The organism is Cohnella phaseoli, from assembly GCF_003386235.1.
Taxonomy (GTDB): domain Bacteria; phylum Bacillota; class Bacilli; order Paenibacillales; family Paenibacillaceae; genus Cohnella; species Cohnella phaseoli.
In genome coordinates this window covers 1-21,082 of the sequence record NZ_QRDZ01000044.1, presented here as the reverse complement: position 1 = coordinate 21,082, position 21,082 = coordinate 1, and the positions used below count along the sequence as shown (strand labels likewise).

Sequence of the window (21,082 nt, the reverse complement as noted above, 5' to 3'; positions counted from 1 at the left end):
TACGAAGCGCTCCCTCATTCCTGCCCTCCGACAAAACTAGAAGCAGGCCCCATAGAATCGACAAAACGCGCGAAAGAGGCGGCGACGAAACTTCGTCTTGCCGCCTTATGCGCAGTCAGTCCGCCCCTGAGAAAAATAGTTGCCCTGTCGTTCGACGCAGCAGCGCCCACCAGCCGGCGCGTTCGACTGCCGCCGGAGATTCCACCGGAAACTCGACCAGCACGTCATCGCCGCGGTATACGACCAGTTTGCCGATCGGCTGCCCGATCTCCACCGGAGCCTTTACGTTGGGTTCAAGCACAAGCTCGTGACGAATGCCCTTGCCTGCGTCGCCTTTCTTCAACAGAACGCTGTACGAACGCCTTGCCGTCAGAGGAACTTTGGCTACTTTCCCCTTCTCCACTTGAAGAGTGCCGATCGAATCGCCCTTCTTGTAGATCGGGACATTCGTGTACTGAGCGAACGCATAGTCAAACAGCTGCGACACTTCCGCATTGCGCGTCTTCGTATTGGGCTCGCCCATGACGACGGCAATCAGCCGCAAATTGTCCCTGCGCGCCGTCGCCGACAAACAGAACTTCGCTTCGCTCGTAAAGCCGGTCTTTAATCCGTCGGCGCCGCTATAGAAACGAACGAGCTTGTTCGTATTTACAAGCCAGAACGGCTTGGGACTGCCTTTGCGCAAATAATCTTGGTACAGTCCGGTATATTTCGTAATGTTTTCGTATTTCAGCAGTTCCCTGGACATAATGGCGATATCGCGCGCGGAAGACATGTGGCCTTCGGCAGGCAGCCCGTTGCAGTTGACGAACTTCGTGTTGGTCATTCCCAGCTCGGCGGCCTTCTCGTTCATCATTGCGACAAATTGCGGCTCGCTCCCGCCCAGCTTTTCGGCGAGCGCAACGGAGGCGTCATTGCCCGAGGCGAGCGCGACGCCCTTAAGCATGTCCTCAACGGTCATCTCTTCGCCCGGCTCCAGAAAAATTTGCGACCCGCCCATCGAAGCGGCGTGTTCGCTTGCCGTTACCTTGTCGGACAGCTTCAGCCGACCTTCGTCAAGCGCCTCCATCACAAGCAGCATCGTCATAATTTTGGTGATGCTGGCAGGTGGCAAAGAGAGCGTACTATTTTTCTCGTAGACGACCGTACCGCTGTCCGCATCCATCAGAATCGCAGATTTGGCGTTGGCCGCGAGATCCGCAGCCGGCTGCTTAGAAGCCGGTTCCTGAGCTGCGGCAGCGGACGGAGCAATCAGAGCCGCTGTCAACATCCCGGCCAGCAGCCAAGCGCACAGACGACGTCCGGACGATATTCGTGTCTCTTTACAAGCCAAAAGTGGCTCCCCCTCCTGAAAGGCCGATTGTCGGCCAATAATTTCTTCCCTTTAGAGGTTTACTTCATTTTTCTAGTCTGTCCTTCGGGGAAGAAATATATTCCATCGGGGTGGAGCCACTCTTGCGGAGCATCATTTATTCAATTTGTTGATTAACGAGTGCCGATTAGAACTTCAACGCGTTCCTGACGTTTGATTCCTATTGTCTCGGAAACGATGTACAGAGGACGTCCTTTGGCCTCGTCGTACACCCTTCCTATGTATTCGCCCATAACTCCAAGGATCACAAGAATGATGCCGTTGAAGAACAAATTAACGGCCAGAATGGAAGACCACCCGGTAATCGTCGTACTCGTGAACACTTTCTGATAAAGAACGATCAACAAATAAATAAAGCTGAAGAAAGAAAGCGATAAACCAAGGTAACTCGCTACTTTTAAAGGTTTGTGGGAGAAAGACGTAATCCCGTCGAGCGCAAATCGGATCATTTTTCTCAATGGATATTTCGTCTCTCCGGCCCAACGTTCCTCCCGCACGTATTCGACGCTTTTCTGACGGAAGCCCGCCCAACTAACCAATCCCCGCACGAAGCGGTTTTTTTCTGTAAGTCCCTTTAAAACATCGCACACCTTGCGATCGATCAGACGAAAATCCCCTGTATCCACAGGAATTTCGACACTGGTCATTTTTCGCAATAGACGGTAGAACATCGAAGCCGTCGCTTTCTTGAAGAATGTCTCGCCTTTGCGGACTAAGCGCTTGCCATAAACGACATCATAACCGTTCTTCCACTCCTGAATCATCTCAAGTATGACTTCGGGAGGATCCTGCAAATCCGCATCGATTACAATTATCGCTTGTCCGGCCGCATAGTCCATGCCTGCGCTTATCGCAATCTGATGTCCAAAATTTCGCGAAAACTGAATGAACTTCACACATCTGTCCCGCTGGCATAGCCCCGACGCAATCTCCGCCGTCCGATCGCGACTTCCGTCATTGACGAAAACCAACTCATAGGATTCATTCGTTTGCCGCATTACCGCGGTCAGGCGCTTATAGGTTTCCTCCAACACTTCTTCCTCGTTAAACAGCGGAACGACAACTGAGTATTTGATCATTTTAATGTTCTCCATTCCTGACAGTCTCGTCATGAGTACCAGTTACGTATCACTTCCACACTCTGCTCCGATGGATAATAATGCTTGTCCTCTCCCGCTTCGCCGATCGCGAATACGGAAAAGCCCATGAACCAGTTCTGGGTGAAGGTTAGGCGATAGGCTTCAAATACTCTAGCCTGCTCATCTGCGCTGTAGTCGTTCGACGGAGAAGGGTTCCAAGGATGTTTGGCTGCGTATTCGCGTTTTGGAAAGCCTAGTTCACCAAAAAAAACGGGCTTTTTCCACCGCGCTTGCAATCGCTCGATTTCGTCAACAACGTCCTGTTTCCTTCCATACACGGTTGTCGAATGCAAGGCATCGACTAGCTGACTTACCGTATTGACCGGCCGATCCGACAATTCGAAATACGCTGCAATCGAAACAAAGTCGACTTTACCGAAAATGTTATTGTCGATTTTTCTTTCGTAGGCTTCCAGACTGGCGGCGTCCCAATCCGCCGTATACCACCAATTCGTCCGATAAGTGACCAACCCGTCATAACGCGACTTCACCCGATCGATCAGATCCGCCCATTGTTTCTCGTATGCCTCCAAGTAAACAAGATTGGATGCCACATACAGTGCATATATCGATTCGGGAACGGCGATTCGATCCACGATTTCATCAACCGCCCGTCCCCATTCGCTGAAAAAAAGCTCAACGTCGTCAGGCTTCCAATCGGTCTCGTAATAGACGCCTTTGCCGATCCATGGGTAAGGCTCCAGTAATACACGCACATTGCGCTTGTTAAGCTCATGTATCACAGATTGAGCTTTCATTAGACTCTCGCCGTTCACGCGCATCCGGCTGGAAGTCAAAGTGTCGACTTCGACCATTACCGGCACATTCACCGCGTTTAATCGTAACCGCTCCACATCGGCAAGCGCTTGTTCAAGCGTATAATCGACCGACAAATTTCCGGACTTTATTTTGAGCTCGCGAACGTCCTGCTCCTCCGATGCCAAGCGACCGCTCGGAAATGTAACGTTGTCTGCCAACCACAGCAACCCTGCTGCGGCTATAACGACAGCTGCAGCGATTAGTCCCCGAGTTCGCCGGTTTATCGGTCGTGCCAAAAGCTCTTACCTCCTTCTACGGTTTTTCCAATACCAGAAAATCCCTATGAAAATCAAAAGCATGACCGTAGCAAACATGACAGCAAATACTTTAAACTGGGAGCTTCCCATATTAATCCGGTCGGCAACCGAGAAAATTTCCTCTTCCGCGAAGTAATGATTCGTCGCGTTCTCCTCGCGATCGACGAGCATAGCGTTTCCTAGCAGATTGGAAGCAAACCTCGGCTCCGTCAAATATTTCTTAACGTGAAGCAAATTCTCTTGTTTGGGAGCCGTTGCGATGAGCAGCCCCCTCTCGGGATTCACAGGCGAAATTGCCAATTGCACGGATGCAAGATTGCGAGAGAAGCTTTCAAGCAGTCTTCTCATTTCATTGGATTGAAAGTAGCCGAATTGGTCGTCATATTTGAACCACAACGATTCGTTAATTGTCCGAATCGCCTGCAGTTGACTAGGCGTTCCGGCCATAATGTAATTATAACGTTTGTCGAGTTCCTTAAGCTCCGAATCTTTCACGACGGTTAACGTCCCTTCATTGTCCTTCACTTCCTTGCCCAGGAAGCCAAACAACTCCGCAACGAAATCCAACTCTTGTTTGCTCGGTTGGCTCGACACAACTACGGCCGTATCGTTAAATCTCCCATCCTTGACGAACGGCCACGGATAATTGTCGAGCAGAAGCGCGCGCTCTCCCTTGGTCGGCAAATAAATCGCCGTTTGCCCATCCACGAAAGCCCATGGCGTTTCGTCATGCAACCGATCGCAGCCCATATTTTTCAAGAGCAAATCAAAAGAAAAACTGACTTCGACATAACCGGCGGAAATCAAATTCTCGGGAATCGGCACCTCAAGCTTATCTTCCTGGGCATTCTCCGACGTGAGCTTCTTGCTTCCGACCGGAACCCCGTTCACATAAATCGTTATCAAGGATTTGTCGAAATCCAGGTTCTGCGCGTATCTGAAATGCACGACTGCCTTGGCGCCTGGAACAACGAGACGATTGGAGGTCAACCTGATTCCTGCAGTTGCCTGCTGCCGGTATCTTCCTTCCAAGTAAATACCGTTGCCGTACCCCATGTCCTTCAGGACATATTGATCGGCAGCAGCAGCAAGCGTACCGACTTCCATACCATGCCGCAGTTGAAAAACGTTAGCATCCATCTGCGAGATCAAGTCCCCATTTTGGAACAGTCTGGCCGCGTCGACTAGATCGGCCTTGTCGCCCTGCGTCGTAATCCCCATCAACGTTTTCTCTTTATTAAAGGGAGACGCTCCTCTGAAAATGACGGCTCCTTGAGACAGCCCGGCTTTATCGCTCTCTGACAACAGCGAGCGAATTTCAGCAGGCGCTTGATCGTAACCGCCCAAGTAAATAATGTCATATTTGCTCAGTTCGGACTTGGTTACTTGAGAGTAGCTAGCCATGTTCAAATCTGTGCTCTCGTCTTGCGCCAAAGCCCCGAGACCGGCGGCGATACGCAATGCAGCTGCGATCTCTTCTTCGCTCGCTTGGTCTGGCAGCAGAATGAGGCTCGAATGAGCTTGCGGACTCTCGCTCGTTTTCAGGAAAGGGTACGGGTATTCGTTAAGGTTCGACGTCGGCGCATTCTCGCTAAAATTCAGATGAACATAAGAGGTACCGCGAATAAGCACCCACCTGCCGGATTCCGTCTCCTCCATGCACACGGCCTCATTATTTTCCGATCCTGTAGTAGACACCTCGAGCCGAATCTCGTTGCTGCCTTCCTTCAGCGCCGTCAACGGCAACGGCAAACGTAAAATCTGACTTTGTTCGCTTTGCGCGAGCAATTCGGTATTGATCGGAAGATTGTTGACATACACCGTCAAAGCGGCATTTTTCGACAGATCGCTGACCGTAACCGCCAAGCTTATCCATGCTTTGCGCACCTGCCAGTGCTTATCCACATTAATATAAGTGCGGTCGGAACTTAAAGGTCCTTTGAATTCAATATCGCGATTCAGCAAATAGTATTTAAACAGCGGGCCGTCTTCGGCCTGCTCTTCCCAATGCGCCGCCTGCTCCTCTGAAGCGGTCTCTTCCAGCGCGGCAAACGCGCCCGTTGTCGTCGTCAGAAACAACAGCAGTACCAGCACAAATATACCTAAGGCCGATCCCCTTGACTTCATGACTTACCTCCTAGAACCTTTCAGTTTTATACCATTTCGCTTCCAAACCGAGCACGCTGTCCTTGATGTACTGCCAAACGCCTTTAAGGGCCACAATCAGCCACATCTGGCAATACGTGAAATACATCAGCGCGACCAAACCGATATTTTTGGCGTTGCTTTCTCCTTTTTCCATGCTCAGCGCAATTGCCATCTCCAGGACAAACACCAAGTAGGCCAGAATCCATAGCAATACCGTATTGCCTGCGATATTGTAAGTAATCAGGTTGCATGCGCCCAAAATAAAAATCACGTCCGAGATGATTGCAGAGCTTAGGAACAGAAAGTAAACGGAGGAAAAGTAGAGCAAGTCGAACCGTACATGCCTGAATTCCTTGGAGAACATCAGCTTGAAGTTTTTCACGAGCACGTAGACGTTTCCTTTAACCCAGCGGCTTCTCTGTTTCATCCACACTTTAACCGTTTCCGGCTCCTGCTCCCATGTGACGGACAAGGGCATGTACTGGATTTTGTAACCGAGCCGATAGAGGCGGAAGCTGATTTCCGTATCCTCCGCGATCGCTTTCGTGTCCCAGCCGCCCATCTCTTCGATCAGCTTTTTGCGGACGATAAAATTCGTTCCCGGAATCGTACAAAGATTAAACAACTGCCATCTGCCGGCCTGAACCATCCATTGAAAGCCCAGCGTCTCGATGTTGATGAACTTGGTGAGCATGTTTTTCGTTTTGTTGCGCGTACGAAATTTGCCGATTACGGCTCCAAGCTTATCGTCGCGAGACAGCGTATGCACCAAGTACTTCAGCGCATTTCTCTCCGGCGTATTATCGGCGTCGTATACGGCGAGCAGCTCTCCCGTGCTTCTCAGATAGCCGTTGTTTAAGGCGCCTGACTTCCCCTTGCCGCCGGTAATTTTATCCGTCGTCAGCACAATGAGATTAACGCCGGGATTTTTGCGCTGAATTTCGGCCAGAATTTCACCCGTGCGATCCGACGAGTTATCGTTAATCACGATAATTTCCAGCTTGTCGCGAGGATAGTCGAGGGCAATCAATGCATTAACCGTCTGCCCGATGACCACCTCTTCATTATGGGCGGGAACAAGCACCGAAACGGTCGGATACTCTTGCAACGGCTCATCGAGATTCATCTTTAACGTTTTCAAATAGTAGAGGTAACCGCCGATCATGAGTACGATATTCACGAACAGCATTACCCAGATAGAGATCATACAGTATAGAAACAGATAATCTACGAAGCCTAAGCCGTTGGACATCCCACTCACCTCAGATGCTTTTTACGATCAATCCGTTTGCCGGCTACGAAAGCCAGTAAGAACAGTCCGACGATTAGCCCGGCAATAATGAAAATGAAAGACATTGTTTGCTTGATTCCGCGATTCACGCCCGATAGCTCCGCAGGAGGCTGTTCAGGAGGCTCCTCCGTTACCATCTTCTCGTAAAGCACGCGTTGTCCGTCTACCCGTATCTCTCCGCTTACTGATGCGATGTCCGACTCATCGAATGAGACTTTATTTGGATGATTTCTAAAATCGTCGAAGGTCGCTCCGTCTTTCTTCCGCCGTTCGACTGTCGCCTGCAGCCCCTCCCAATCATTGGAGCTGTCGAACTGCAGCAGCACTTTGTCGGAAACGTAATTCCCCGCCCACGCCTGTTCCGGCAATTGGTCGCTGACGTATCCTTTCCAGACGCCGTTCTGTACGAACGTGGAGAAGTATGACATTGTCCGTACATATTCCTGATCGAATAGCAGATCCATGGGGCCCGTAAACGCAAGCGGATATATCCTAGCATCTAAGTAAGCCTGCAACGAAAGGGCGATGAGAACATCCGCGTCCTCCGGGCTCGTCACGTTTGTTTCCGAATACCGCTCGATGTCCGTATTCCAGGCATCCGGGGGATACCACCCCTGCAGGTTGCCTAAAACCGCCGTACCTCCGAGCTGTTGAACTTCGCGAATGACCTCGAAATAACGCTGCATCTGTTTGAATTCCATATTCGCGAACACGGGCCTGAGTTCAACGATAAACGGCACCCCTTGTTCGTACAGCCATTCTGCAGTCGATTGCAGCCTCTCCAGATCGATAAATGGACTCACATTGTTTAGCATCAACAATACATTGGGCCAACTCGATCGTTGTACATCGAACATTTGATCTAGTATTCGACTTAAAGCGTCATTGAGCGACGCGTTCTCTCCGATTGCCGAGATCGCCCATAATTTGTCGGCATGTAAGACATAGGGATAGCGCTTCTGACCATCCGACAGCCATCCGAACCGCTGTACGGTTTGCCCGTCGCTCGCCGCAAGCTTGGGAACGTGTAGCGTTTCTCCGATCAAGGTCCGAGTTTCATTCCGATCATCCGTCTCACCCGGGCCGAAGATCAGTTCGGTGAATTGGTTCGAATAGCCGGTTACGGCGATTCGCTCCTGCAAACCGTAATCGGAATAACGCTCGAGCCCCCCTCCGATCCAGCCAATAACGCCGGAAAAACGACGCAGATCGGCGCCCAGGCTTGCATTGACATTTTCCTCCGCCAATCCGTACAGAAAAACGTGAGTGACGCCCTGAATCTGCCCGGCCCGATAATCGTCCACGCGAATCAATGAAACAATTCTGCTATGTATTCTAAGGCTGTCGTACAGCTTCATAAGCTGCTCGGCATTGCGAGTATCCCGCGAATGCTCCAAGCTTGCATTGCCGTACACAATTACTACGTTCTCGGTAGCACTGCCGTCAAATGAAGCGGATGCGTAAGTGAAGCTATGCCCCCCAAGCATAAAGACATTTAAAATCAGAGCAACCGCAATCGCCCGTGTGATGCTCTTCGAACGGCTAAACGTCATATTCCATGTCCTTCTCGGCGGCTTTGCGGAAGCCCAATACGTCCTGCTCGTGATCCTCATATTCCGTAATCCCGATTCGGAGCTCTGTCTTGATGCTGACCGGCTTGGCCGAATTATCGAGATTAAACCGTTTCATTCCCTCCTTGATTCGCTCCTTGACGACAAGCGCTCCTTCCCTGTTCGTAAATAGCAATAGAGCAAATGTCCGTCCGTCCTCCAGCATATAGCTGCAATCCTCAGTACGAGTAAACTGCACCATCTGCTCCCCGATCGCCTTCAGAATATCCCGCATTCTCTCTGGACCGACAATACCGCGAACATCGTCATAATACGTCAGATTAACGAGCATCAGACTTAGTGGCAGCTTAAATCTGCGGGACAGCCCCATATGCTGATTCAATACGCCGTAAAATGCCTTGACATTGTCCAAGCCCGTATGCTGATCAACGGTGACGAATTCCTCGAACTCGCGGGTCAGCTTCATGTTGTCGGTCTGCACCTTGCGAATTCTTCCGCCAAGCGTAGCCGAGAGCGCAGCTATAAGCGGCACAAAAACGATCCAATAGTACACATGGGATTCCACCGGGTTGCCTAAAACGACATTGCCGTACATCACGTAGCTGCCATAGAAAAAGATGACGACTGCCGCCATCCCGAGCGCGAAAATCATGCCCGAGAAGTAGGAAAGCAAACCTGCCGCAAACAGAAGACTCAGCATAATCATGTTCTCGAAATAAAACTCTTTCGGCATCAAATGAAAGAGGTTCACAATTCCATAAGCGACAATTGCAAGCGCGATTACCCAGATATCGATCTTTTTGGCTTCCAACTCAACACACCTGCCCCTACCTTTGTTTTTGCTTTGACATAGACATAGTTCATGACATAAACAGCCATTGTGATAAACATCCAATCGAACGTAACGTTAAACAGAAATAAATGCTTGGCCAAATCCGCATCGCCGGCTCCGAGGAACGAGACGGACAGCTGCAGCACTCCAATAAGTCCGACAAGGGCAAACAGCTCCAAGCGAATCATGCCCCGCGTCTCGTTCCTTCGATAGTAATCGACATAGAACTTTGTCAGAAAGCCGTAGTAGATGGCATAGAAAATCGCTAGAAAACGGAAACTCTTCGGGAAAAATTTTTCCTTAAAGCTGCTCCATACCGAGAAAAAATCCGCCTTGGCGCCGTAATCCTTGTTTACCGTTTTCTCATAGTTTCCAATGACCAACGGACGAATCGAGTAGGCGTGCTTGGAAGCAAGATCAAGCTTTTGAACGGCGCGATCCATATGCAGCAAGTAATATTTGAGCACCGCTCCATACCCTGCATTCGGGTAAAACTGCTCGTTCATTAATGCCGATTCGGAGTGCTCCATACTGTACTTATCGTAGTAGGTAGTACCGGCCAGCACGGAAAACTTCTTGTCCAGCCCAAGCTCCTCCATATCCCGTTCCGGATTCGTAGAACTTTCTAAAATCCCCCTCGTAACGGTATGGTATTGATTGATGTGGCTGATTCCGTCTTTGATCGCCGCATACACGAATACGGAAATGACGAGCAGAAGGAAAGTCAGGCCGCTAACAACGATTTTCCAGCGCATATCCTTCCTAAGAAAGAAAATCCGCGCGTTAATGACTGCCAGCAAAATACCGATTGGCGCATTCTGTTGTTTGGCCGCTACGAAAAGCGCCGAGCACAGGAAAAATAAAACAAAATCCGATGTCGCCGGAACTCGCTCCCGAAGCAATCTAAAGCCGAATCCTAAGGTTAGGAACAACAGAATGTAGGAGGCCGGTTCCCCGTAAAAAGAATTAAAATAGGCGACGTATCCGACATCCCCGAAAATTAAAACTGCCAGCGCTCCGGTTCCAACCAGAACAGGAAGCGACATTTGGGTCCCGAACAGCTTCAGCAGCAAATAAAAAGCAACGAGATAGGTAACTGAATAAATGGCGCCCATCGTGCGCAAATCAAACACATTGTCCCAGGTAAACCATAAATCAAGCGATAGCGCGGTTCGAATGACCAAGGATAATGAGGATACGAACTGCGTAGTCTGCTCGAACGGATACTGCCTGATTCCGAACAGACGGTTAAAGTAGCCGAAGTGGCGATCGTCGAAGTTGTCAGTTAAATAGTAAAGTCCAAGATTATGAATTTCCCTGTAGTAGTCTCCGTTGTCGGCCATGCCTATGTAAGGCTTGACGAACAGGATCGTGTAGACAATTAGAGCCAAAGCAACCGTAAAACAGACAACAATCGTTCCCGGTCGCGCCAACACACTGTACAGCCACTTCTTCATGCCAATTCCCCTTCATGTACTCACAGGACTGTGCTAGAAACGATTCCTCGCTTCGACAAGAACAGTACAGCTTTCCGACTTTTCGAGCATATTTCTATTAAAATACCATTTTTTGGACTTTACTATTCTAACACAACCTACTGAACAATTTCTAAACTTTTCTAGGTTGAATAAAAATATCCTTTATTTACCGTCTCAAAAAGAACATTTTATAAAACTGCTAACGACAAAAAGAACGTGCTTCTCGACAAGGAGAAACACGTTCTTAACTTCGTATCAGATTCCCGGACGGAAAATGAAAAACGCGAAGGAGAGAGTGTCAAACCCTTCTCTTCTTCGCGTTAATTTGTTTATTCAATTTGAATGGAACCAGTGCTTTGGAGCTGCTTAAGCGACTCCTCACCAAGTTCGTCCAGCCGCCATATGGCGATATTGTAAATGCCTTTGGACTTGGCTGCTTGAATCCATTGCCCTAGGGTCTTGCCGTCGGCATACCAAACGTTGTGCTTAGCACCGCTCGAATCCATATATTCGAAATGCAGAGCGCCACTCGCCTTATCTCTTACAGGGGGCGAGGTAGCACCGCTAGCTAGATCCGCCGCTTGTCGTTCGGTAATTCCGACAGCTTTGCCGGTTTCACCGTGCCAATCGAAGCCTCCCGATGACAATGCGATATAGGGCTGACCAGATAAACCTTTCATCCGTGCAGCAAGCTGGCGAACAAATGCATCATCCGCCTTTGGTCCCGGCCCACTATGATTGCCGAAAAGATTATACGCCATCATAATATAGACCGGCCCTTCCGGAAGATCAAGCCGCTCGATCGGCGCGCGCGGCTCAAAAACGACTCGGAGCTCCTTGCCTTTACCGATCAACCGCGCATGTAGTTCTCTGATCAACTGCGCGTAATTCGTCCAATCTTTGTCATCAATTCTCTCGTAATCTAGTTCGACACCAGATAAACCGTATGACTCGACAGCGGCAATTATTTCGTTGATATGGCTGCTACGGCTCGAAAAATCTTTGACAAGCCTCGTTACTAGCTCGCTGTCCTTCTGCACGTTCCCTCCGCCTTGGTACTTGATGTCATTAACCAGTGTCAGGAACAAGCGGTTCAAGCCGCCTCGATCCACTTCCTGTTGAACAACAGGAAGCGCCTCCCGGAATTCGTCCGTAAACAGCAGACGATCGGATTCATCGAAATAAGCGGCAAACAGCTGCAAGCTGGTTAATCCTTTTGCAACATTTCCCAACTGCTCCACACCAGCTTCCCATCGCCAATCCGCCAACCATACCGATCGCTCTGTTTTATATTCTGTCATTTTAGGTTTGCTAGCCGCTCCAAACACATCCTGTCTGCAAATATAAAGCAAACCTGCCGAGAGCACAAACAAACCTGCAAACGCATAGAGGGCAACAGTCCGTTTACGACGATTGCTTGTACGAATCCTGCTCAACTATCGCACTCCTTCCCTTTCCAGCTAGTCAGAACGTTTCAATCACCCAATCAAGAGTAGCGTCCATCGAACGTTCGATTTCTTTGAACCATTTGTCTAAGCCGGAAAACCGATTGCTGTACAAGCCCTTGATCTGAACGTCATCGAAGACGCCGTCGTAAATATCGTCCCGCTCGTTCTGTACGTTGTATTCCGACTCAAGTGCGATGGAGCCAGAAGAAATTTCTCCATCAATCGCGCTGTCAAGCGTTTGGACGTCGTCTATCGCAACGTGAAGATCGTTGCCGCGCAAAGTTACGAATACCTTTCTTTTTTGCGCGATATTAACCGGATACCGGGTTTCTTCCGTCAAGTCGATCTTAGAAGTTTGAACCTTCGAATAGACTGTAGCCTTGTTCAGCGCCAGATCGGTTTCCTTCCAGTCAATTTCGTCCAAATCCAATTGTACCAGCTTCTCAATTTCTTGTCCGGCTCTTTTCTGCTCGATCGTCACTTGATTATTATCCAGCGAGATCCGAACGAACGAATTCCGTTCCCGGTCATATCTGACATAAATCGACTGTCGGCCAACTACGTTACCGGCCAAAGTCGCCTCAAATTCAACATCTTGATAGTTTTCGCTGCCGTTGAGAAGAAGCGTACCGGGAGCGGCCGGCTGGGAAGTCAGTGCAATACGATTGTCGATAAATTCAGCCGCACCGTTCACTAGCGTCCAATTCTTCGCACGCTTGGCGTCCCCGGTCAAAAACTTCATCTCCTGGCCGGTATCCTTAGCTATTTTCATAAGCAAATGGTTCGTATACCAGTAGGGTGCAGGCTGTACTCGCGTCAAATCAAAAAGATCCTCGTCCTTGCCGTTAAAAGAAATCCCGTCCCTGTTAAAATGCATTTTAAAAATCCGTTGTATTTCTGTATTGTTGGCCTCCGTCACAAGACGGTTCATCCCAGCTCCCAAAGCGTTCGCATGCATGATCATATACACGTTCGGCACGAAACCAAGCTGGTCTGTATAAATTTCTTCCATCAGCCTGTAATCTTCCGAAATGCGTGCTTCCATTTCGCTTCGCGTCTCGGTTGGAATCATATCGCCGTCTCTTAAAAAGTCCATTAGATAATGATTGTAATAATCGATTTTCATTTTATTTCGAAGCTCGTTCTCATCCTTCATACCAATGAAATTGCCTTCGCTATCGAAAACATTGATATAGGTGAGTCGATAACCGTTACTGCCAAGCTCCCAATAACCGTTTTTGGTCATTTTCTTCATATCCTTCGGCTGAAGAAACTTGCGATCTCCGTTCCCCATCTTGTTCGCATATGAGAGAAAAGTTGCCTTGAAATTGTATTTCTCTAGCAGCGGCTGAGAGAATAACGCGGAATCGTTTCGACCGTCCTCAAAAGATAGAAACAGCGCCTTATCTGGAAGCTTCTTTCCCTCCTGATAATAATCAAGCACATCCTGTTGAGAGATTGCGACAAAGCCCTGATCCTTGAGCGCCTTGAGATGCTTATTCAGCTCTCGCTTCGAGATCAGTTTTGGTGTGCCCGAACGGCTGACTCCGAAGTATGACAAGGCGACAAAACCTTTGTCCGAGGCCCATTCAGTCCGCTCTGGTTCCTTGTACTTTTCAACGTCGACAAGCGCGTGAAACAAGATATATCCAACAACGAGCAGCACGGTCAGCTGAATCACCGTCTTAATTACTTTGCGTCGGTCTTTCTTCCGCGTGTCCAGGGTATGAGCGCGATTCTTGTTCCCCATCTCTGCTTCTCCTTACTGAACGGAACGTAACCGCCATATTAAAACGGCAGCCCGATCTTCCGGTTGACTCTTTTTTGTTTGCGCGCTTCTTTCTTGTTTCTGGCCTCGATATCTTGAGGGGTTTCCCTAGTTCCCCATGTAGATTTCCAGAAAGTAACCCAGGCTACAGGCATCTGCCACAGAAGCACAAATTCATAAAACAAACAGAATACAATTCCGAATATCCATAGCTTGCTCTTACGGAAAAACAAATGCGCCAAGCTCATGCACAGGGCCATCAGCAATAATCCCATAAGGAATGTTCCCGGAAAAACATGATGAAACAAAGGGACGTAGATCAGGTTGTATACTACGATTACGGGAGCGGCAATCGGCACTATCAATCCCACAAGGAAGAAAAGTGCCATAAACGGTTCCTTGCGCCAAATGAATTTGCATGCGCGCAAGGATTCCCTTAGCCAGGAACGTTTCCAGCGCATTTGCTGCTTCAAAAATACGCCCATATCCGAAGGTACGATAGTCGAACAGATCGCCTTATCCTGATAAGTTGTGCGGTGTGTACGCAAAATATAGTTGGTCATGCTTCGGTCGTCTCCGAACGTGGCCGGCTGCCCTAAAAACTTCTGATTCAACCATGCGTCGGAATGCTTGAGCACTAATTCTTTGCGGTAGCAGGACAACGGCCCGGAAAGACAAGTCACGCTATCGAACCAGGATTCGGCCGCTTTCATAATCCGGAACGCGATATAGTAGCGGACGGTTTGAAGCTTGGTGATGGAATTCGTAAATTTGTTTTCAACGTCCGTTCTCCCGGCTACGCCTCCAACCTTACGATCTTGAAAAGGCTGAACAAGATGACGGATCGCGGTTGGTTCGAGGAAGCTGTCCGAATCAACGAACACAACCAAATCGTGTTTCGCCATCTCAACGCCTTTGACTAACGCCACCCGCTTCCCGCCGTTCTCTTCAAGCAGGAGCATCTTCACTCTATCTCTAGTACCGAAGCGCTCTGCCTCTTTGTGAATCAGCTCAATCGTCTCTTGAATACGCTGTGGGGAATTATCCGTGGAACGATCGTCTACTACGATCACTTCGAGCTTGTGAACCGGATAATCCTGATTGACGCAGCTTAGAATCGTACGGTGAATCCACTGCTCCTCATTAAAGCAAGGGATTATAATTGTAACGCCGGGCGTGTAAACAGGATTAATCGGCACATCCCGATATAACGATCCAAACAAATATCTCGACAGCAAGAATGCCGCGGCGATGATGCTGTACGTATACAAAAGCGAGTTGTATTTGAAATAAATAACGCTCTCCGCGCGCATAAGCATGACAAACAAAGCCGTAAAGAGCAGCAAACTACTAGCCATGTAAACGGAATATCCCCAGCGCTTTTTCTGGAAATATTCAGTCAGCGGTTTGACGAACTCGAATGCGACCATTGTCTGCTCTTGTCCGTCATGCTCTTTGACAAGAATTCTCACAACAGTAGCTTGTGTTTTAACGTTCGATTCGAACCCTTCGGGCATCGCTCCTGGAGGAATACGAAAACGAATCTGGACATTGCCTCCGACTCTGAAGGAATCCTGTGACAGATCATCGACCGCAATCAAGATGCCCGTTGCTGAAACATCCACAGATCGACCTCGGACCGGCTTACCCTTCCTAGCTAAATCGATCATCACCTCAAACTCCGCAACATAACGCAAACTAAGCATACGAAGTTTATCGTGGATATTCCCTTCCTGCTGGGCTCCACTTTCCTCGCTCTTAAGCCCTCTGCGATCAGCCGAGTTTCGAAGCTTATCCGGGTCCGGCACATAAGCTAACGTACGCCTGTCCCCTTTTGGAACTGTTAATATTTCTTCGACAGTTTTCTTCGGCTTCTTCTTCAACTTTAACATTTCGCTGCCTCCAATCCGTGAGACCGACGCTACAGACTCCAGTAATGGAAGCCGTTTTTCTCAAAATCCGATTTGTTGAATACACCTTTTACATCGACTAGAACCTTGGTTTTATTCTTGGCAAACATAGCCTCAAAGTCCCGTGCTGTCATCGATGCAAAGCTGCTATGAGGTACGGCAACTACAACGGCATCAAGCTGCTGCAGATGCTCCATATTCATTAACTCTATGCCGTATTCCTCAAACGCCTGTTCAGGATCAACCATCGGATCTGTTACAAGCGGCGTTATGCCATACTCGTTCAACTCATGAATCACATCAATGACTTTCGTATTTCGAATGTCTGAACAGTTTTCCTTATATGTAAGTCCTAGAAAACCGATTCTGGCACTGGAAATGTCTACTTTAAGTTTGACCAGCATTTTGACGATACTCTGTGCGACAAAGCTACCCATACCATCGTTAATGTGGCGTCCGGCAAGAATAATGCGCGACCGATATCCCGTGTCCTCCGCTTTATAAGTTAAGTAATACGGATCAATCCCGATACAGTGCCCTCCGACCAAACCCGGTTCAAACGGAAGGAAGTTCCACTTTGTCTTCGCAGCCTCAAGCACAGCTCTTGTAGGGATGTTCATTTGCTTAAATAGCATCGCTAATTCGTTCATGAATGCAATATTGACGTCGCGTTGCGCATTCTCTATCACTTTAGCCGCTTCCGCCACTTTAATGCTCTCGGCCCTGTATACGCCGGCTTCAATTATGAGCTCGTACACTTTGGCAATCGTCTCAAGCGTTTCTGTGTCCATTCCCGATACGATTTTTATAATATTTTCCAGACGATGGACTTTATCTCCCGGATTAATTCGCTCTGGCGAATAGCCGACCTTGAAATCCTCTCCGCAGCGCAAGCCGGATTCCGCTTCCAGAATCGGTACGCAAATCTCCTCGGTCACACCAGGATATACGGTAGATTCGAAGACAACGATCGCTCCCTTACTCAGCTTGCTCCCAACAAGCCGGCTTGCATTCTCAATGTAGGTCAAATCTGGAACATTCCCGCTGCCGATCGGCGTCGGTACAGCTACAATATAAAAATGCACATCCTCAAGCCTCGAAACGTCTGAAGTAAACGATGCTGTACTGTTTCTTACAGCCTCATCGCCGACATCGTCAGTCGCATCTAATCCATTCCGGTATCCTTCGATTTTCTTCTTGTTTAAATCGAATCCCACCACATTTACTTTTTTAGCAAAGGCTAGCGCAAGCGGCAAGCCAACATACCCCAATCCTACTACCGCGATAGACTCCATTCTGTCCAACAGCCGATCATAGATATTCATTCTGTTCTCTCCCGTACTCCCGAATCGTCTACTCTTGCAACCCGACTAATTCCGCCATTTTGACGAATGTGAAACCCGACTTCCTCAGACTTTCGAGCACTGTAGGTAGAGCTTCGATCGTATGAATATCGTCAAGCATGTGAAGCAAAATAACGCTCCCTTTATCCGTCTTCTCCATAATTTTATTCACAATATCCTCTGCGCTGTTATCCGAGTTCCAATCGAGCGTCGTTACGTTGTACAGCGCGATATTGGGAAGCCCGATCGCAGAAACGATTTTGGCGCTTTTATCGTCAATTTCTCCGGTAGGAGGTCGGAACAGCATTGTCGGCTTCTGTTGAATGGCTTCTGTAATGACTTGATGAGCTTTGACGACATCTTCCTGCAATTGCTCCGGAGTCAAAGTTGTAATGACGGGATGGGTATATGTATGGTTTGCTACATCATGTCCTTCCTCAATCATTGCCCTTGCCAAATTCGGATTAGCTTCTGCTCCTTTGGCTCGTAAGAAAAAAGTCACTTTCACATCATACTTGGCCAATATATCCAGTATCTTGGTAACCGTATAATCGGTCCCCCAATCATCGAATGTTAGCGTAATTTTCTTTTCGTCCGTCATTACATCATAAATCAAATTGTACTTCGAGTTTTCGTAATCCGGGTTGATCCGTACGGCGTCGTAACCTTCGATTTGCTCCAACGGCTTCCGCTCTCCACCATGCTTGATCAATTGTCCCAAAGGAATGAAGTCGTACCCCACCTCTTCTGCAGCTTTTGCCACAAGCACAACATCTTCCAAGAGCGAGGTATTCTCTTCCGCATCAATGGAAATAATTCCGCCTCGGGTAATGTATTTCCTGATATACAGTTCCTTCTCTAAGTCAGTCTCCTTCTGCCAATTATGCAAAAACAGGCTGTAGACAATAACAGCATCCATACCGTTGTGAGCAGATGCCAGTCTTACATCGTCGGTATAGTCGCCAGAACGTGTGCGAATGTAACGAGGAGCAACCCCCGTTTCTCTCTCGATAATTTCGTTGCTGAGACGAATTTCTTTATAAATCTGCTCGTAACTAAGATTGGACATATCAAGGCGATTCAGCGTATTGTTCTCAACCTCATGCCCTCTGGCCAAAATCAGCTTGGCTATGTCTGGCTCTTCCGCGACGCGCATCCCCGGCAGAAAAAAGGTCGCTTTAATCCCGTACTTATCCAGCTCATCTAGCAGCTTGGTCATCGTAACATTGTCGCTCATTCCGTTAAATGTAAGAGAGAACTCTTTCTTCGCCGTATACACATAGGGCATTACCTTGCTCATCGGTCCGCTGTAGCGCTCGATCACCGGCGTTGCCGTTGTTGGCTCTTGCTCGTTCTTCTCGCCGCTGAATATTCCGCATCCCGTAACTATGGAAATTAGCAGTACGATAAACAAGCCCTTCGCAATCCAACGAACTCGACAAATTAATAATCCATTCATTAAGATCAAGCCTCTTTCTAATATCCGGTTTTCATCAATAGATCAAATTACCTATTTAATAGGAGAAAAGAACCAATCAACCAAACATTTATATTCTACCACGCCCTACTGAACAATTTCTAAACTTTTCTAAGTCAAATAGAAAAATCCGTTTTCTATTGTACAGTTTTTGTTCAGCCTGATAGTTTATTATTTCAGTTTGAACGTATCATGTATAGATAAAGGCAGATGGTAAATCTATGAAACGAACTGGAACAACCGTCACTAAAATCGCTTCCTACGCTTTGATCGCCGCAGGCCTAACATTGCTAGCTTTCCCATTTGCCCGAGAGTACCTCCAAGATAGAGAACAGAAACAAATTTTGCAAGAATTGGAGCAATCTTTGTCGTCCGGCGATCCCGCACGCTCCTACAATATTCAAGCAGAGTACAGCCGACTTTCTAACGTGCTTGACGCGGGGCTGGAACAAGCAGGAACGGAAATTGATTCGTCCGAGGTCCCTGAGGAATCTCAAGAGCCTATGGATGAGCGAACAATCGGGATTATCGAGATTGACAAAATCGATCTTAAGCTACCGATTTTAGAAGGAGCATCCGCGCAAAATATGAAGGTAGGTGCGGGCCATATGACGGAAACCGCACCGCTTGGCGAGGTCGGCAATGCCGCAGTCGCAGCCCACCGAGCCCGAACAAAAGGACGAATGTTCAATCGACTTGACGAAGTGGAAATCGGCGACCAAATCGACATCCGGACAAGAAACAGCAGCTTCGTCTACAAGGTGACCGACATTAAAGTCGTTCTTCCAAACGATCTGTCCGTACTGAAAAAAGACGAAGACAAAACGACTCTTACACTAATCACTTGTGACCCGCTAGTCAATCCAACGCATCGTCTCATCGTTCACGCCGAACGGGTTGAAGCTCAAAGTTAAACTCTCTATGCGAAAAAAGCGTCCGGAATCTATAACGATTCCGGACGCTTTTAAGTTCAATCAGTAATATTTGACTGCCGCGTAGTCGCTTGCTTTTTTATTGAATGTGATCTTATTAGCACCTTTGCTCAGCACTGCGTCAACAGTCGTGTCTACAACAACCCATTTGCCGTTCAAGTAAACCTCGTTCCAAGCGTGGTATTCATCAACCAAGTTCGTCTTGCCCATCGCCAGTTTGGTCGGAATGCCTACGCTGCGCAGCATAGCCGCGTAGAGAGTAGCGTAACCATAGCAGATGGCTTTGCCCGAGGTCAGAGTTCCGTCAATGTCCGGAATGTAATCCGCAGCAACCTTACGAGCCAAATCTTTATCGTAGCTGACATTTTGAATGATATATTCGTAGATCGCCTTTGCTTTCTGTTCATCCGTAGCAGCTTTCTTCGTCAACTCCTTGACTTTGGCCAACGCCTTGTCAGCTTCCTTCCAAGCTACCGTCTGCGTCGAATTCAAGAATACATCAGGCTCATTCTTTACCGTTACATCGACCTTATCTGTAAGGCTCACGCGGTACTTTTTGTCGACAACATGCTCAAGCACCGTAATTTCATACTGCCCGTTGCCCAACTGCAGCGGCAGCCACACCGTCTGGTCGTTCGTTGTCGTGCTCAATGTATATGTATAGCTCGCGCTTCCCTTCGAAATCTTCGCCTTCATGTCGACTGATGTCTTGTTAGCCAGTCGGATGCCAATCGTGCCTCTCTCCAATTGGATCGTATCCAAAGTAACTTTATTTGCTTGCGTATCAGCGAAAGCGATTGCCGGGATCGTAGCGAAAAGAACGAAAGCGGCCAGCAACACTCTTGTAAATTTAATCATAATCCTGACTCCTTTCGATAGCTGGCTGCCATTCCTCATAGAAGAGAAGGCCCTCTAGCTTTGCGTCGCTGCCTTTCGACAGGTTTGCCTTTATCGTGAAGCTCGTCCGAAGAAAACAAAAAAAGCCGAGACTTTCGGTAGCTGGCTGTCATCCTTCCAACGGAAGGGAAGACCCTCTAGCTTTGCGTCGCTGCCTTTCGACAGGTTTGCCGTTATCGAGCTTGCTTTTATAGTAGAAGTATAGCAAATTTTCATAGATTATGCAAGGAAAAACCTACCGATTTCTCGGTAGGTTTGGAATATTCTATCTCTACGGTGCGACCCCCTAATTCCGGAGTCTTCCATATCAAACCGACTCATGTCGCAGTTATGCTCTTTATTTCACGTTCTTTCTCGGCCAGAAGAATTTTGACCGGTCATCTAGACTCATGACCCATTC

The 21,082-nt window shown here is 48.3% G+C and carries 15 protein-coding genes and 2 riboswitches; of the genes, 1 reads left to right on the top strand and 14 read right to left on the bottom strand.

Features of this window, described 5'->3' with window-relative positions; genetic code table 11:
* Window positions 1-115: 115 nt before the first annotated feature.
* The 13 genes from DFP98_RS34800 to DFP98_RS34740 all read right to left on the bottom strand — a co-directional run bounded on the left by DFP98_RS34800 (window position 116) and on the right by DFP98_RS34740 (window position 18,835).
* A complete protein-coding gene (locus tag DFP98_RS34800; protein ID WP_116065290.1) occupies window positions 116-1,270 on the bottom strand; it encodes a D-alanyl-D-alanine carboxypeptidase family protein in 1,155 nt (384 codons plus the stop codon).
* Window positions 1,271-1,485: 215 nt separating this feature from the next.
* Window positions 1,486-2,466 (bottom strand): glycosyltransferase family 2 protein, encoded by a 981-nt coding sequence (locus DFP98_RS34795; protein WP_116065241.1) that lies wholly within the window; start codon window positions 2,464-2,466, stop codon window positions 1,486-1,488.
* A gap of 14 nt (window positions 2,467-2,480) precedes the next feature.
* A complete protein-coding gene (locus tag DFP98_RS34790; RefSeq protein WP_147310322.1) occupies window positions 2,481-3,566 on the bottom strand; it encodes a glycoside hydrolase family 113 in 1,086 nt (361 codons plus the stop codon).
* Window positions 3,567-3,572: 6 nt separating this feature from the next.
* Window positions 3,573-5,714, bottom strand: coding sequence for a cellulose biosynthesis cyclic di-GMP-binding regulatory protein BcsB (locus tag DFP98_RS34785; protein WP_116065239.1), 2,142 nt, complete (start codon window positions 5,712-5,714; stop codon window positions 3,573-3,575).
* A 10-nt stretch (window positions 5,715-5,724) separates the two neighbouring features.
* The gene (locus tag DFP98_RS34780; protein ID WP_116065238.1) at window positions 5,725-6,987 is read right to left on the bottom strand and encodes a glycosyltransferase family 2 protein; all 1,263 of its coding nucleotides are present in this window, start codon (window positions 6,985-6,987) and stop codon (window positions 5,725-5,727) included.
* A 5-nt stretch (window positions 6,988-6,992) separates the two neighbouring features.
* A complete protein-coding gene (locus DFP98_RS34775) occupies window positions 6,993-8,579 on the bottom strand; it encodes a DUF2334 domain-containing protein (RefSeq protein ID WP_181918132.1) in 1,587 nt (528 codons plus the stop codon).
* Window positions 8,569-9,408, bottom strand: coding sequence for a GGDEF domain-containing protein (locus DFP98_RS34770; protein WP_116065236.1), 840 nt, complete (start codon window positions 9,406-9,408; stop codon window positions 8,569-8,571). The genes DFP98_RS34775 and DFP98_RS34770 overlap by 11 nt, the downstream gene beginning before the upstream one ends.
* The gene (gene wsfD, locus DFP98_RS34765) at window positions 9,378-10,886 is read right to left on the bottom strand and encodes a glycan biosynthesis hexose transferase WsfD (RefSeq protein WP_116065235.1); all 1,509 of its coding nucleotides are present in this window, start codon (window positions 10,884-10,886) and stop codon (window positions 9,378-9,380) included. Before wsfD ends, DFP98_RS34770 begins: the two co-directional genes overlap by 31 nt.
* A 350-nt stretch (window positions 10,887-11,236) precedes the next feature.
* Entirely contained in the window at window positions 11,237-12,343 is a 1,107-nt protein-coding gene (locus DFP98_RS34760; protein ID WP_116065234.1) for a glycosyl hydrolase family 18 protein, read from the bottom strand.
* A 28-nt stretch (window positions 12,344-12,371) separates the two neighbouring features.
* Window positions 12,372-14,105: a polysaccharide deacetylase family protein gene (locus DFP98_RS34755; protein WP_116065233.1), complete on the bottom strand. Its 1,734-nt coding sequence runs from the start codon at window positions 14,103-14,105 to the stop codon at window positions 12,372-12,374.
* Between the two features lie 38 nt (window positions 14,106-14,143).
* The gene (locus tag DFP98_RS34750) at window positions 14,144-16,015 is read right to left on the bottom strand and encodes a glycosyltransferase (RefSeq protein ID WP_116065232.1); all 1,872 of its coding nucleotides are present in this window, start codon (window positions 16,013-16,015) and stop codon (window positions 14,144-14,146) included.
* Between the two features lie 29 nt (window positions 16,016-16,044).
* Window positions 16,045-17,358: a nucleotide sugar dehydrogenase gene (locus tag DFP98_RS34745; protein ID WP_116065231.1), complete on the bottom strand. Its 1,314-nt coding sequence runs from the start codon at window positions 17,356-17,358 to the stop codon at window positions 16,045-16,047.
* A gap of 28 nt (window positions 17,359-17,386) precedes the next feature.
* Window positions 17,387-18,835 (bottom strand): polysaccharide deacetylase family protein, encoded by a 1,449-nt coding sequence (locus DFP98_RS34740; RefSeq protein WP_116065230.1) that lies wholly within the window; start codon window positions 18,833-18,835, stop codon window positions 17,387-17,389.
* 239 nt (window positions 18,836-19,074) lie between these two features.
* Here DFP98_RS34740 and DFP98_RS34735 point away from each other — a divergent pair, with 239 nt between their 5' ends.
* Entirely contained in the window at window positions 19,075-19,767 is a 693-nt protein-coding gene (locus DFP98_RS34735) for a class D sortase (protein ID WP_116065229.1), read from the top strand.
* Window positions 19,768-19,827: 60 nt separating this feature from the next.
* Here DFP98_RS34735 and DFP98_RS34730 read toward each other — a convergent pair whose 3' ends face one another.
* Entirely contained in the window at window positions 19,828-20,643 is an 816-nt protein-coding gene (locus DFP98_RS34730) for a transglutaminase-like domain-containing protein (RefSeq protein WP_116065228.1), read from the bottom strand.
* Window positions 20,644-20,656: 13 nt separating this feature from the next.
* A riboswitch (cyclic di-GMP riboswitch) is annotated at window positions 20,657-20,742 on the bottom strand.
* A gap of 34 nt (window positions 20,743-20,776) precedes the next feature.
* Window positions 20,777-20,864, bottom strand: a riboswitch (cyclic di-GMP riboswitch).
* Window positions 20,865-21,082 lie beyond the last annotated feature (218 nt).

Coding starts and splice junctions, on each gene's coding strand:
- DFP98_RS34795 (WP_116065241.1), bottom strand. CDS start 2,466: ATGGAGAACATTAAAATGATCAAATACTCAGTTGTCGTTCCGCTGTTT.
- wsfD (WP_116065235.1), bottom strand. CDS start 10,886: ATGAAGAAGTGGCTGTACAGTGTGTTGGCGCGACCGGGAACGATTGTT.
- DFP98_RS34780 (WP_116065238.1), bottom strand. CDS start 6,987: ATGTCCAACGGCTTAGGCTTCGTAGATTATCTGTTTCTATACTGTATG.
- DFP98_RS34735 (WP_116065229.1), top strand. CDS start 19,075: ATGAAACGAACTGGAACAACCGTCACTAAAATCGCTTCCTACGCTTTG.
- DFP98_RS34775 (WP_181918132.1), bottom strand. CDS start 8,579: ATGACGTTTAGCCGTTCGAAGAGCATCACACGGGCGATTGCGGTTGCT.
- DFP98_RS34745 (WP_116065231.1), bottom strand. CDS start 17,358: ATGAATATCTATGATCGGCTGTTGGACAGAATGGAGTCTATCGCGGTA.
- DFP98_RS34755 (WP_116065233.1), bottom strand. CDS start 14,105: ATGGGGAACAAGAATCGCGCTCATACCCTGGACACGCGGAAGAAAGAC.
- DFP98_RS34800 (WP_116065290.1), bottom strand. CDS start 1,270: ATGTTGACAGCGGCTCTGATTGCTCCGTCCGCTGCCGCAGCTCAGGAA.
- DFP98_RS34740 (WP_116065230.1), bottom strand. CDS start 18,835: ATGAATGGATTATTAATTTGTCGAGTTCGTTGGATTGCGAAGGGCTTG.
- DFP98_RS34785 (WP_116065239.1), bottom strand. CDS start 5,714: ATGAAGTCAAGGGGATCGGCCTTAGGTATATTTGTGCTGGTACTGCTG.
- DFP98_RS34730 (WP_116065228.1), bottom strand. CDS start 20,643: ATGATTAAATTTACAAGAGTGTTGCTGGCCGCTTTCGTTCTTTTCGCT.
- DFP98_RS34750 (WP_116065232.1), bottom strand. CDS start 16,015: ATGTTAAAGTTGAAGAAGAAGCCGAAGAAAACTGTCGAAGAAATATTA.